Raw genomic sequence first — 11,883 nt, forward strand, 5'->3', positions numbered from 1 at the left:
ATCAGCTGGTTGCCCCGGAACTGGATCGAGGCCAGCCCGTGCAGCACCGACAACAGGACAGAAGCACCGATGCCGGCCAGCAACCCGAGCCAGACCGAGCCCGACATGTAGGCGATCGCCGCCGAGAAGAAGGCCGCCGCCAGCATCTTCCCCTCGAGGCCGATATCGAAAATGCCGGCGCGTTCCGAATAAAGACCGGCAAGGCAGGCCAAGAGCAGCGGCGTGGCCAGCCGCACGGTGGAATCCAGCACCTGCAAGAGCGTCAGGTAATCCATCAGGCGCCCCTCCTGCGGATGGTAAGGAACAGTTTCTCCAGCGGCATGCGCACCATGTTGTCGAGCGCGCCGGTGAACAGGATCACCAGCGCCTGGATGACCACGATCAACTCGCGCGGGATATTGGTCCACAGCGCCAGTTCGGCACCGCCCTGATAGAGAAAGCCGAACAGGATCGCCGCCAGAAACACGCCGAAGGGGTGGTTGCGCCCCATCAGCGCCACCGCGATGCCGATAAAGCCGGCGCCCTCGGTCGCGTTCAGGATCAGGCGCTCGCTTTCGCCCATCGTGGTATTGACCGACATCAGGCCCGCCAGGGCGCCCGAGATCAGCATGGCGATGATGGTGATGCGCACCGGCGAGATCCCGGCATAGCGGGCGCCGCTTTCGGAAAAGCCGAAGGCGCGCAGCTCATAGCCCAGACGGGTGCGCCAGATCACGACCCAGACCAGCACGCAGGCGGCCAGCGCCAGGAAAAAGGTGACATTTGCCGGCGCGCCGCGAAACAGGATGGTGTCGGCGGTCGAGAACATGTCGCGGAAGGTCGGCAGATGGGTTTCGGCAGGGAATTTCGCCGTGGCCGGATCCATCGAGCGGGGCGGGCGCAGCACGTTGACCAAAATGTAGTTCAGAACCGCCGCGGCGATGAAATTGAACATGATCGTGGTGATCACGACATGGCTGCCGCGTTTGGCCTGAAGATAGGCCGGGATCAGCGCCCAGAACGCCCCGAACAGGGCCGCGCCGAGGCTGGCGCCGATCAGGGCCAGGGACCAGTGCGGCCAGGGAATGAACAGGCAGACATAGGCCACGCCGAGCCCCCCCAGCATGGCCTGACCCTCGCCGCCGATGTTGAACATGCGGGCATGAAAGGCGACCGACACCGCGAGTCCGGTGAACATGAAGTTGGTGGCGTAATACAGCGTATAGCCCCAGCCCGCCGAGCGCATCAGCGCACCGTCGACCATCAGCGTGAAGGCCGCCCAGGGGTTTTCGCCGATCGCCAGGATCACCAGCGCCGACAGGATCGCGGCCAGCAGCAGCGAGATCAGCGGGATCAGAACGATATCGGCCCAATGCGGCATCTTTTCCATCAGGCGGCCTCTCCGTCCATGCCGGCCATCAACAGGCCCAGTTCCTTTTCATCGGTCTGGCCCGGCAGGCGTTCGCCCATGATATGGCCATCAAACATCACCGCGATGCGGTCCGACAGCGACAGGATCTCGTCAAGCTCGACACTGACCAGCAGGATCGCCTTGCCCTGATCGCGCAGGTTGACGATCTGCTGGTGGATGAATTCGATGGCGCCGATATCGACGCCGCGCGTCGGCTGGCCGATCAGCAGCAGGTCCGGGTTGCGCTCGATCTCGCGCGCCAGCACGATCTTCTGCTGGTTGCCGCCGGAAAAGTTCTTGGCCGCCAGCCTGGGGTGCGGAGGCCGCACGTCAAAGCGGTCCATCTTGGCCTGCGCCTGTTCCTGGATGCCGGCATTGTCCATCAGCATTCCCGACTGATAGGCCGGGTCGCGATGATAGCCAAAGACCACGTTCTCCCAGGCCGAATACTCCATGATAAGCCCTTCGCGCTGCCGGTCTTCGGGCACATGGGCAATGCCGGCCCGGCGCCGCGACTGACCATGCGCGCCCTTGCCCGACAGCGGCAGCTCGTGGCCGTTCACGCGGATCACCCCGGTGGCATCGGCAAAGCCGCCCAGCACCTCGAGCAGTTCTGACTGGCCATTTCCGGCCACCCCGGCAATGCCGAGAATCTCGCCCCTGCGCACCCGCAGGTCGATGCCCTTGACGCGTTCGACGCCCTTGTCGTCGACCACCCTCAGATTCTCGACCTCGAGCACCACCTCGCCGGGCGTGGCGGGTTTCTTGTCGACCCTCAGCAGCACCTTGCGCCCCACCATCAGCTCGGCCAGCTGTTCGGGGCTGGTCTCGGCGGTTATCACCGTTGCCGTCATCTCGCCGCGCCGCATCACGCTTACGGTGTCGGTGATCTCCATGATCTCGCGCAGCTTGTGGGTGATCAGGATGATCGTCTTGCCCTCTTGGCGCAGCCGGTCGAGGATGCGGAACAGCTGATCGGCCTCGGCCGGAGTCAGCACGCCGGTGGGTTCGTCCAGAATCAGGATGTCGGCCTGCCGGTACAGCGCCTTCAGGATCTCGACCCGCTGCTGGTGGCCGACGCTGAGGTTTTCGATCAGCGCATCGGGATCGATGTTCAGCCCGTATTCCTTGGCCAGATGGGTGAGTTGTTTCCGCGCCTTGGCCAGCGAGGGGCGCAAAAGCGGCCCGTCTTCGGCGCCGAGGATGATGTTTTCCAGCACGGTGAAGTTTTCGACCAGCTTGAAATGCTGGAACACCATGCCGATCCCGGCGGCAATCGCGGCCTGGCTGTCGGGGATCTGGGTTTTTTGCCCTTTGATGTAAATCTCGCCCCTGTCGGCCTTGTAAAACCCATAGAGGATCGACATCAGGGTCGATTTTCCGGCCCCGTTCTCGCCGATGATGCCGTGGATGGTGCCGGGTCGGACCGAAATCGAGATGTCTTTGTTGGCCTGCACCGGGCCGAAGGCCTTGGAAATCCCCCTGAGCTCGATCGCCGGGGCGCTCATTGCGCTGCTCCGAGGCCGGCAAATCCGATCATCCGCGTCGGGCGCGCGTCATCATCGCATTCGATGAAATACTGGCCGAGCTGCGTCTTGCCGTCGCTCATGCGGAACTCGACCGTGGCCCGGAACAGCGCGAGGGTTTCGCTCAGAGCGACCACGCGGGCCGTCGCGCCGGGGGCGTATTGGGTGTACATGGCCACATAGGCGATCAGCGCCTCGGGGTCGGTGAGCCTGTCGGGTGTGCGCGGGTCGGCATAGGAGATGTCGGGCGAGATGGCCGCCCGCAGGTGCCGGGCACGGGTGGCGGCATCGGGCTCACCCCAGGCTTCAAAAAACCGTTCGATCGCCTGTGACATCGCGGGTCCTTTCAAGAAAGGGGGCCGCGCCGGTCGGCGCGCCCCCCGGGTTGGGACAGGGTCCCGCTCAGAAATCGTGCGCGGGGCAGCTGTCGTTGGTGTAATAGGCGGCCACCTCGAGATCACCCGAGATGATCTTGGCGCGGGCCTCTTCCACCGCGGCCTTCATCTCGTCCGAGATCAGCGGCGCATTGTGCTCGTCCAGCGCCCAGCCGACACCGTCCTCGGCCAGACCCAGCGTGGTGAAGCCGCCGGTTTCCAGCGCCGCGCCCGCCTTCATCGAGTTGTAGACCGCGACGTCGACACGTTTCAGCATCGAGGTCAGCACCTTGCCCGAATGCAGGTGGTTCTGGTTGCTGTCGACACCGATCGACAGGATGCCCTCGTCGGCGGCGGTCTGCAGAACGCCGACACCGGTGCCCCCGGCGGCGGCATAGACCACATCCGCGCCCTGGGCGATCTGCGCCTTGGTCAGTTCAGAGCCCTTCACCGGGTCGTTCCATGCGGTCGGGGTGGTGCCGGTCATGTTGGCGACGATCTTGATCTCGGGGTTCACCGCCTTGGCGCCCTGGGCATAGCCGCAGCCGAAATGGCGGATCAACGGGATGTCCATGCCGCCAATGAAACCCAGGGTGCCGGATTGCGAGGCCATCGCCGCCAGCATCCCCACCAGATAGGAGCCCTGATGCTCCTGGAAGTTGATCAGCTGCACGTTGGCCGGTACTTCGGGCATCCAGCCGTCGATATTGACGAACTTGGTGTCCGGGTAGTCCGGGGCCACCGCCTCGACCGGGGTGGCAAAGGCAAAGCCGGTGGTGATCACCGGGTTGGCGCCGGCCTCGGCAAAGCGCCGCAGCGCCTGTTCGCGCTGGGCTTCGGACTGCAGTTCGATCTCGAGAAACTTGCCGCCGGTTTCCTCGGCCCAGCGCTGGGCCCCCCTGAAGGCGGCCTCGTTGAAGGATTTGTCGAACTTGCCGCCGAGGTCGAAGATCAGCGCGGGGTCGGCAAGGGCGCTGCCGGCCACGAAGGATGCGGCTGCCGCCGCACCTAGGAATTTCCTGATGAGGGTCATGTCTCACTCCCTGGTTTTCGGGCCTTTTTTGGTTTTCCGGGTGGCCCGTTTGATATGGTGATCCGGACAGATCACCCAACAGTAAGGCCGCAGAGCCCGTCGTCGGTCAAGGGAGATTTGACGAATTGGTCAGGATTTCAAGGATGACGTTGCTGACCCTGGGGAAGGGACCGGGTCATTACAAGAGCGTCCACCGCAGGGCCAGTTGCGCGGGCATAATAGCCCCTGCGGCGCCCGGCGTGCTGCCAGCCCGCTGCCGCGTAAAGCGCGATTGCGGCCGGGTTGTCCGCGGCCACCTCGAGAAAGGCCGACCGGGCGCCGCGCGTGGCCGCATCGGCTTCGAAACCGGCCAGCATGCGGCGGCCGATACCCTGCCGGCGCGCTTCGGGCAGGGTGGCGATGGTCAACAGCTCGGCCTCGTCGGCGATCACCCGGCCAAGCGCGAAGCCGCCGGCCTCGCAGACCAGAAAACACAGCGGAGACCGCAGGAGATCGGCGAATTCCCCTGCCGACCAGCCCCGGCTCTGCGCAAAGGCGCGGTCGTGTATCGTGGCCAGCTGCTTCGGGGTCACGGCAGGATCGTCGGCGCCGGGTCGCGGGGCGGCGCGGCGTCGGCGGCCTTGATGTAAAGCGGTTTCGGGCGCGTCGCCACGTGGCGCGGATCAAGCAGCCGGGCGCGGGTGACGCGGGCCATGTTCTCGACCAGCCGCGCCGGAGGCGGCGGCGACAGGATCGCCAAGCCGGTGTCCAGCGGGCCGCCGACAAGGCGGGGGGGCGTGTTTGCGGTGCGCATATAGAACTGGTCGCGCGGGGCCGGGATCGCCGCCAGATGCGGCTCCGGCTGTCCCCATGACATGGCGTCGAAGGTCGACACCCCCTCGGCCGGGATCGCCAGCGCCAGCGCCAGCCCGCGCGCCGCCGAAACCGAGATCCGGATGCCGGTGAAATTGCCGGGCCCGACGCCGACCGCGATGCCGCCGAGGTCGCGCCATGAGGCCCCGGCCTCGGCCAGCAGCTCGTCCAGCATCGGCATCAGCCGCTCGGCCTGTCCGCGGGCCATCTCCTCTGCGCGCGTGGCGACCACGGAATCGCCCTGCAACAGGCAGGCGGCGCAATGGCGCCCGGAACTGTCAAAGGCCAGTATCAGCGGCTCGGTGGGTGCTGTCGCCCCTGTCATCCAAAGATTTCTCCGCGTTGGAAATGCAAAAGGACGGCGCCGAACCGGCACCGTCCTGCAATTCTCTGTGGTCCCTCGATCATCTGCCGCCGAAAGGGTCAGACGGCAACCGGGCGCACCTCGGTGACTTCCGGGATGTAATGGCGCAGCAGGTTCTCGATGCCCATTTTCAGGGTCAGCGTCGAGGACGGGCAGTTGGCGCAGGCGCCCTGCATGTGGAGATAGACCACGCCGCGGTCAAAGCCGTGGAAGGTGATGTCGCCGCCGTCCTGCGCCACGGCCGGGCGCACGCGGGTATCCAGAAGCTCCTTGATCTGCTCCACCACCTCGCTGTCCGGCCCGTCATGGGCGGCATGGCCCGACGGGGCGCCGCCTTCGCCGGCCATTACCGGCTGACCGGACTGGAAATGCTCCATGATGGCGCCCAGGATGGCCGGTTTCACGTGATCCCATTCGACCCCGTCCTGTTTGGTGACGGTGACGAAGTCATGGCCGAAAAACACGCCGGTGACGCCCTTGACGCCAAACAGACGGCTGGCCAGCGGCGAAGCTTCGGCGCCCTCGGCCGAGGGGAAGTCGGCGGTGCCGGTTTCCAGCACGGTCTGGCCGGGCAGGAACTTCAGCGTGGCCGGGTTCGGAGTGGATTCGGTTTGAATGAACATAGCGCAGCAGCCTTTTCTCTCTTGCCCTGAGATATGCGCCCGCACCGCGCCAGTGTCAAGGTTTGGAATAATTCTAAACTAATCCGGCCAGAGGCCCGAAAACGGCGGCATGAGGGCGCGTGGCCTCTGTGTCCGGCGATCAGGTGATGGCCTCCAGCCGTTCCTTGCTGAGGTCTCCGGGCACGATGGTCACCGGGATCGGCAGGCTGCCCGAGTTGCGCGACATCTGCGTCACCAGCGGCCCGGGGCCCTTCTTGTCGGTGCCGGCGCCAAGCACCAGCACACCGATATCCTTGTCTTCCCTGATCTGCGCCAGGATTTCCTTCACCGCCTCGCCTTCGCGGATCACCAGTTCGGGGTCGACCCCCTGCCGGTCGCGCATCCATTTGGCGAAAACCTCGAAATGCACGACGATGCGCTCGCGGGCCTCTTCGCGCATGAGGTCGCCGACGCCGATCCAGTGGTTGAACTCGTCCGGCGGGATCACCGAAAGAATCTGCACGCCGCCATGGGTGTTGGCCGCGCGCATCGCGGCGAAACGCATGGCGTTCAGGCATTCTCGGCTATCGTCCAGCACCACCAGGAACTTACGCATGTCGGCCCTCCATTCGGGGCCGAGAATGGCGGCAAGACCTGCACAGGGCAATAGGTGATTTGACGGCGCCGCTAATTCGACGCCGCCCAGTCCCAATAGATTTCCCGCACCCTGCGGGTTACCGGGCCGACCTGGTACTGGCGGTCGTCGAAGGCGGTGACCGGTGTCACCTTGGACATGTTGCCCGACAGGAACACCTCGTCGGCCTTGGCGAAATCGTCGAAGCCCAGCACCGTTTCATGCACCGTCATCCCGTCGCGGCGCAGGTTGCTCAGGTGGCGGGCGCGGGTGATACCGGCGAGAAAGGTGCCGTTGGCGATCGGGGTGAAGACCTCGCCGTCCTTGACCATGAACACATTGGCCGTGGCGGCCTCGGCGACATTGCCCATGGCGTCGGCCACCAATGCGTTCTTGAAACCCTTGCTGCGCGCCTCGACCAGCATCCGGGCATTGTTGGGATAGAGGCAGCCGGCCTTGGCATCGACCACCGCATCCTCGAGCACCGGGCGCCGGAAGCGGGTGCGGGTCAGCGTGGTGCTGGCCTCGGGCGGGGCCATCGGCACCGCCTCGAGGCAGATGGCAAATCCGGTCTCGCCGGGGTCGGGTGCGATGGCGCTGGTGCCCATGTCGGCGTCGATGCCCCAGTACATCGGGCGGATATAGACCGCCTGATCGGGGGCGAAACCGGCAAGCCCCTCGCGGGTGATGTCCAGCATCGCCTCGACCGACATCGTCGGGGTCAGCATCAAGGCGCTGGCCGAGCGGTTGACCCGCGCCAGATGGGCCTCGAGATCCGGCGTCATGCCGTCGAAGCAGCGCGCCCCGTCGAACACCGTGGTGCCCAGCCATGCGCCGTGATCGGCGGCCCGCATCACCGGCACGTCTCCGTCATGCCATGTGCCGTTGAAATAGGTTCGGATATCCTTGCTGATCGCCATCTGGCCCCCCTCTCGCGATGCTCCCAAGACTCGCGGCGGATGCTAGACCCGCGCCTGCGCGAGGTCCAGAGCCGGGCGGGCTTTGACGGGCAAAAGACACACCCCCGGCCAGGGGCTGGCCGGGGGGGCAAGGCTTCGGTGCAGAAAATGGATTTTGGGTTTATCCGTGGTCTAACCGATCACGCCGCCATCGCGCCGGCGGATGGCGAAAACGCCCGAGCGGGGCAGGCTGTCGCCGCCCTGCGGGAAATGCGAGTCGCCCTTTTCGCCGGGGTGCTGGATGCCGACGAACATGGTGCGGCGGTCGGCGGACCAGCACAGGCCGGTGACTTCGCATTCCCTCGGGCCGACCATGAAGCGGCGGATCTCGCCGGTCGCCGTGTCGCCGCAGAGCATCTGGTTGTTGCCCATGCCGGCAAAATCGCCCTGGTTGGAATATTTTCCGTCGGTCTGGATCCACAGCAGCCCGGTCTGGTCAAAGGCCATGCCATCGGGCGCGTTGAACATGTTGCCGGCATTGATGTTGTCCGAGCCGCCATAGGCATCGTCATGCACTGCCGGGTTGCCGGCCAGCGCGAAGAGGTTCCATTCGAAACCGGGGGCGGCGTGGTCCTCGTCGTCGGGGATCCAGCGGGCGATCTGGCCATAGTGGTTCTCGACCCGCGGGTTGGGGCCCCCGGCCGGGGTCGCGTCGCCGCCCCTGTTGGGCTTTGTGCCGCGATGCTTGTTGTTGGTCAGCGCCACATAGGCTTCCACCTTGCCCGGGTTCACCGCCACCCATTCCGGGCGGTCCATGGTGGTGGCCCCGACCTTCGAGGCCGCCTGGCGGGTGTGGATGCAAATCTCGGCCTCCGACATGCCGGTGGTTTCCGGGGTCAGGGCCAGCCATTCGCCGGTCAGGTCGTCGCGGAACCTGGCCACATAAAGGGTGCCGCTGTCCAACAGGTCGCCGTTGTCGCCGGTGGCCGAATAGACCCCGCGCGAGACAAAGCGGTAGAGAAACTCGCCGCGCTCGTCATCGCCAAGGTAGACCACTGCGCGCCCGTCGGGGGCGATGACCACGGCGGCGTTTTCGTGTTTGAACCGCCCCAGCGCGGTGCGCTTCTTCGGCATCGATGTGGGGTCGAACGGGTCGATCTCGACCACATAGCCGGCGCGATTGGGTTCGTTGGGGTGTTTGGAGACATCGAAACGCCCGTCCACCGAGGCCCAGCCATAGCCCCAGTCGCGGGCCGAAACACCATAGCGTTTCAGCTCGGCGCTGACCTCGTGGGTCTCGTCTTCGGCCGAGAAATAGCCGTTGAAGTTCTCCTCGCAGGTCAGGTAGGTGCCCCAGGGGGTCTCGCCGTTGCCGCAGTTGTTCCAGGTGCCCAGGGCGCGGGTGCCGGTCGGGTCGGCTTGGGTCTTCATCAGCGCGTGGCCGGCGGCGGGGCCGGTCAGCTGCATTTCGGTCCGCGGGGTGATGCGGCGGTTGAACGCGCTGTCCTTGACCACCTGCCAGGCGCCGCCGGCGTCGCGTGCCACCTCGAAGATCGACACCCCATGCGCCATCATGCCCTTTTCCACATCCTCGGCGCCGGCCGGTTCGGCGCCCGGCCGGTTGCCCCAGAGGATCCTGCGGTTGGTGTATTCATTGTTCACCGCCATCACGCTGCGCCCGCCCCGGGTGAAAAAGGACATGCCGTCATTGTTGTCGCCGAAGGCGCGGGCCTGGCTCGCCGCCGTGCCCCGGCTGGCGTCGTCGAAGGCGTGCACATCCGACCACAGGGGGTCGCCCCAAAGCACCAGAGGGGCCCAGTCAAAGCCTTCCGGCAGCGTGATCGTATCCGCGCTATTGGCCGCCACCTGGGCAAAGCCAAAGCGATCCCCGGCCAGGGCGGCGCGGCTCATGCTGGTGGTGCCGATCAGAAAGCTGCCGAGCCCGAAGCTCATCACGCCGCCGAGAAAGCCGCGGCGGCTCAGGGCCCGCTCGACGATCTCGTCGAACCCGGTTGTTTCCGGGCCCGGGTTGATCACTTCGTCATGGTCGTCAAAGGACAGATCTTCTCGGCTCATTTCTGGCTCCCGATTGCTGGCACATAGCCTGATGCGTTTCGCGGCAATGTCTAGGGAGAACAGGAAACAGTTTCGCGACGGCGCCATGACGGCAGGATGACAAGCCGCCGGCGCCGGCTTCATCTCGGCGGAAATACTCCGGGGTGAATTGGCCGCAGGCCAAGAGGGGCAGCGCCCCTCCGGCCCAGGCGGCCGCTTGGTGCCTCAGGCGCCGACCATGCCGACGATCTCATAGGTCCGTTTCAGGATCGGAGCGGCGATGGTGCGGGCCCGTTCGGCGCCGCGATCCAGAATGCGGTCGATCTCGGCCGTGTCCTGCATCAGCCGCGCCATCTCGCCCGAGATCGGCGCCAGTTTCTCCACTGCCAGCTCCGACAGCATCGGCTTGAACTCCGAGAACTGCCTGCCCCCGACCTCGGCAAGCACCGCCTCGACCTCCATCTCCGCCAGGGCGGCATAGATGTTGACCAGGTTGCGGGCCTCGGGGCGCCCCTCCAGCCCGTCGGCTTCCGAGGGCAGCGCCTCGGGGTCGGTCTTGGCCTTGCGGATCTTCTTGGCAATGGTGTCGGCATCATCGGTCATGTTGATGCGGCTGGCATCCGAAGGGTCCGATTTCGACATCTTCTTGGAACCATCGCGCAAGCTCATCACGCGGGTCGCGGCGCCCTCGATCACCGGCTCGGTTTCGGGAAAGAAATCGACCTTGAAGTCATGGTTGAACTTGATCGCGATGTCGCGGGTCAGCTCAAGGTGCTGCTTCTGATCCTCGCCGACCGGCACATGGGTGGCGTGATAGATCAGGATGTCGGCCGCCATCAGCGCCGGATAGGCAAAGAGGCCCAGCGAGGCGTTCTGCTGGTTCTTGCCGGCCTTGTCCTTCCACTGGGTCATGCGCTGCATCCAGCCCATGCGGGCGACGCAGTTGAAGATCCAGGCCAGCTGCGCGTGTTCGGGCACCCGGCTCTGGTTGAACAGGATCGACTGTTCCGGGTCGATGCCGGCGGCGATGAAACCGGCGCAGAGCTCGCGCGTCGCATGGCGCAGCTTTTCCGGGTCTTGCCAGACGGTGATCGCGTGCAGGTCGACCATGCAGTAGATGGTTTCGTAATCCTGCCCCTGCATGTCGACAAAGCGCTTCATCGCGCCCAGATAATTGCCAAGCGTCAGACCGCCCGAGGGTTGGATGCCCGAAAAGACGCGCCGGGTGAACTGAGAGGACGTTTGGACCGCCTCGGTCATGATGTATCTCCGTCTGGATTTATGCGTGCGCTTGCCTTACCCATGCCCCCAATCGCCGTCAAGGAAAGCCGCCATGTCCCAGCCCGAGAACCAGAATGCCGTCAATCCGCTGCCGCCGGTGGTGGTGGCGCTGTTCCTGCTGATCCTCGGCATCGAGGCCGCTTTCGCGCTCGGCAGCCGTGGCCTGATCGGTGGCCCCGAGGCGGTGGGCTGGCGCCTGACGGCCTTGCAGAAATACGCCTTTTCCAGCGATATCTTCGACTGGATGCTGGCCAATGGCGTCTGGCCGGCCGAACATGCGATCCGCCCCGTCACCTATCTTTTCGTGCATGGCAGTTTCACCCACGCGGTCTTCGCCGGGGTGATGCTGCTGGCTCTCGGCAAGATGGTCGGCGAGGTCTTCTCGGCGCTCGCCACCCTGGCGGTGTTCCTGGTCTCGGGCATCTTCGGCGCGCTGGCCTACGGGCTGATCCTCAGCGGCCCGGCGCCGCTGTTCGGCGCCTTTCCCGGCGTCTACGGGCTGATCGGCGCCTTCACCTTCCTGATCTGGGTGCGCCTGGGTCAGATCGGCGCAAACCAGGCCCGTGCCTTTCGCATGATCGGCTTTCTGATTGCCATTCAGCTCTTGTTCGCGGTGCTCTTCGGCGGCACCAAGGACTGGGTCGCCGACATCGCTGCCTTTGTCGCCGGTTTCCTGCTGTCCTTTCTCATGGTGCCCGGCGGCTGGGCCCGCATTCGCGACCATATCCGCCACGACTAGGGTCTGTACTCAATAAGGGGTTCCACTGACGAGATTAGCGTGATTCACTTCTGCGAAAGAGCAGGAGGTGAGCATGGCACGATATGACCTGAGCGATGAGGAATGGCGGATCGTTGAGCCGCTTTTGCCGCGCC

At 65.3% G+C, this 11,883-nt stretch carries 12 protein-coding genes and 1 pseudogene; 1 reads left to right on the forward strand and 12 read right to left on the reverse strand.

The window, feature by feature from the left end; translation table 11 throughout:
* From ABZD10_RS08660 to trpS, 12 genes and pseudogenes are all read right to left on the reverse strand, one after another.
* Window positions 1–275 (reverse strand): annotated as a pseudogene (locus ABZD10_RS08660) (ABC transporter permease); the annotation flags it as partial.
* Complete coding sequence (locus ABZD10_RS08665; RefSeq protein WP_372885837.1) at window positions 275–1,369, reverse strand: ABC transporter permease; 1,095 nt, start codon at window positions 1,367–1,369, stop codon at window positions 275–277. The gene ABZD10_RS08665 and the pseudogene ABZD10_RS08660, both read right to left, overlap by 1 nt.
* Window positions 1,369–2,898, reverse strand: coding sequence for an ABC transporter ATP-binding protein (locus ABZD10_RS08670; protein WP_372885838.1), 1,530 nt, complete (start codon window positions 2,896–2,898; stop codon window positions 1,369–1,371). Before ABZD10_RS08670 ends, ABZD10_RS08665 begins: the two co-directional genes overlap by 1 nt.
* On the reverse strand, window positions 2,895–3,251 hold the full coding sequence (locus ABZD10_RS08675; protein WP_372885839.1) for a molecular chaperone GroEL: 357 nt from the start codon (window positions 3,249–3,251) through the stop codon (window positions 2,895–2,897). Before ABZD10_RS08675 ends, ABZD10_RS08670 begins: the two co-directional genes overlap by 4 nt.
* A gap of 67 nt (window positions 3,252–3,318) precedes the next feature.
* The gene (locus tag ABZD10_RS08680) at window positions 3,319–4,323 is read right to left on the reverse strand and encodes a BMP family protein (protein WP_372885840.1); all 1,005 of its coding nucleotides are present in this window, start codon (window positions 4,321–4,323) and stop codon (window positions 3,319–3,321) included.
* A 137-nt stretch (window positions 4,324–4,460) separates the two neighbouring features.
* Window positions 4,461–4,895 carry a GNAT family N-acetyltransferase gene (locus ABZD10_RS08685; RefSeq protein WP_372885841.1) on the reverse strand — a complete coding sequence of 145 codons (435 nt, stop codon included), beginning with the start codon at window positions 4,893–4,895 and terminating at the stop codon, window positions 4,461–4,463.
* Window positions 4,892–5,500 (reverse strand): tRNA (adenosine(37)-N6)-threonylcarbamoyltransferase complex dimerization subunit type 1 TsaB, encoded by a 609-nt coding sequence (gene tsaB, locus ABZD10_RS08690; RefSeq protein ID WP_372885842.1) that lies wholly within the window; start codon window positions 5,498–5,500, stop codon window positions 4,892–4,894. The genes ABZD10_RS08685 and tsaB overlap by 4 nt, the downstream gene beginning before the upstream one ends.
* A gap of 98 nt (window positions 5,501–5,598) precedes the next feature.
* The gene (locus ABZD10_RS08695; protein WP_372885843.1) at window positions 5,599–6,162 is read right to left on the reverse strand and encodes a NifU family protein; all 564 of its coding nucleotides are present in this window, start codon (window positions 6,160–6,162) and stop codon (window positions 5,599–5,601) included.
* Between the two features lie 139 nt (window positions 6,163–6,301).
* Entirely contained in the window at window positions 6,302–6,757 is a 456-nt protein-coding gene (locus tag ABZD10_RS08700) for a universal stress protein (protein WP_372885844.1), read from the reverse strand.
* Between the two features lie 71 nt (window positions 6,758–6,828).
* Window positions 6,829–7,695 carry a branched-chain amino acid aminotransferase gene (locus ABZD10_RS08705; RefSeq protein WP_372885846.1) on the reverse strand — a complete coding sequence of 289 codons (867 nt, stop codon included), beginning with the start codon at window positions 7,693–7,695 and terminating at the stop codon, window positions 6,829–6,831.
* A gap of 171 nt (window positions 7,696–7,866) precedes the next feature.
* Entirely contained in the window at window positions 7,867–9,750 is a 1,884-nt protein-coding gene (locus ABZD10_RS08710) for a PhoX family phosphatase (protein WP_372885847.1), read from the reverse strand.
* A 204-nt stretch (window positions 9,751–9,954) separates the two neighbouring features.
* Entirely contained in the window at window positions 9,955–10,989 is a 1,035-nt protein-coding gene (gene trpS / locus ABZD10_RS08715; RefSeq protein ID WP_372885848.1) for a tryptophan--tRNA ligase, read from the reverse strand.
* Window positions 10,990–11,062: 73 nt separating this feature from the next.
* On the opposite strand from trpS, the gene ABZD10_RS08720 reads away from it, so the two are divergent.
* Window positions 11,063–11,749 (forward strand): rhomboid family intramembrane serine protease, encoded by a 687-nt coding sequence (locus ABZD10_RS08720; protein ID WP_372885849.1) that lies wholly within the window; start codon window positions 11,063–11,065, stop codon window positions 11,747–11,749.
* Window positions 11,750–11,883: the final 134 nt, after the last annotated feature.

The sequence above is a fragment of the Shimia sp. genome, from assembly GCF_041624275.1.
Classification (GTDB): domain Bacteria; phylum Pseudomonadota; class Alphaproteobacteria; order Rhodobacterales; family Rhodobacteraceae; genus Shimia.

Coding starts and splice junctions, on each gene's coding strand:
- tsaB (WP_372885842.1), bottom strand. CDS start 5,500: ATGACAGGGGCGACAGCACCCACCGAGCCGCTGATACTGGCCTTTGAC.
- ABZD10_RS08710 (WP_372885847.1), bottom strand. CDS start 9,750: ATGAGCCGAGAAGATCTGTCCTTTGACGACCATGACGAAGTGATCAAC.
- ABZD10_RS08670 (WP_372885838.1), bottom strand. CDS start 2,898: ATGAGCGCCCCGGCGATCGAGCTCAGGGGGATTTCCAAGGCCTTCGGC.
- trpS (WP_372885848.1), bottom strand. CDS start 10,989: ATGACCGAGGCGGTCCAAACGTCCTCTCAGTTCACCCGGCGCGTCTTT.
- ABZD10_RS08695 (WP_372885843.1), bottom strand. CDS start 6,162: ATGTTCATTCAAACCGAATCCACTCCGAACCCGGCCACGCTGAAGTTC.
- ABZD10_RS08705 (WP_372885846.1), bottom strand. CDS start 7,695: ATGGCGATCAGCAAGGATATCCGAACCTATTTCAACGGCACATGGCAT.
- ABZD10_RS08700 (WP_372885844.1), bottom strand. CDS start 6,757: ATGCGTAAGTTCCTGGTGGTGCTGGACGATAGCCGAGAATGCCTGAAC.
- ABZD10_RS08675 (WP_372885839.1), bottom strand. CDS start 3,251: ATGTCACAGGCGATCGAACGGTTTTTTGAAGCCTGGGGTGAGCCCGAT.
- ABZD10_RS08680 (WP_372885840.1), bottom strand. CDS start 4,323: ATGACCCTCATCAGGAAATTCCTAGGTGCGGCGGCAGCCGCATCCTTC.
- ABZD10_RS08665 (WP_372885837.1), bottom strand. CDS start 1,369: ATGGAAAAGATGCCGCATTGGGCCGATATCGTTCTGATCCCGCTGATC.
- ABZD10_RS08720 (WP_372885849.1), top strand. CDS start 11,063: ATGTCCCAGCCCGAGAACCAGAATGCCGTCAATCCGCTGCCGCCGGTG.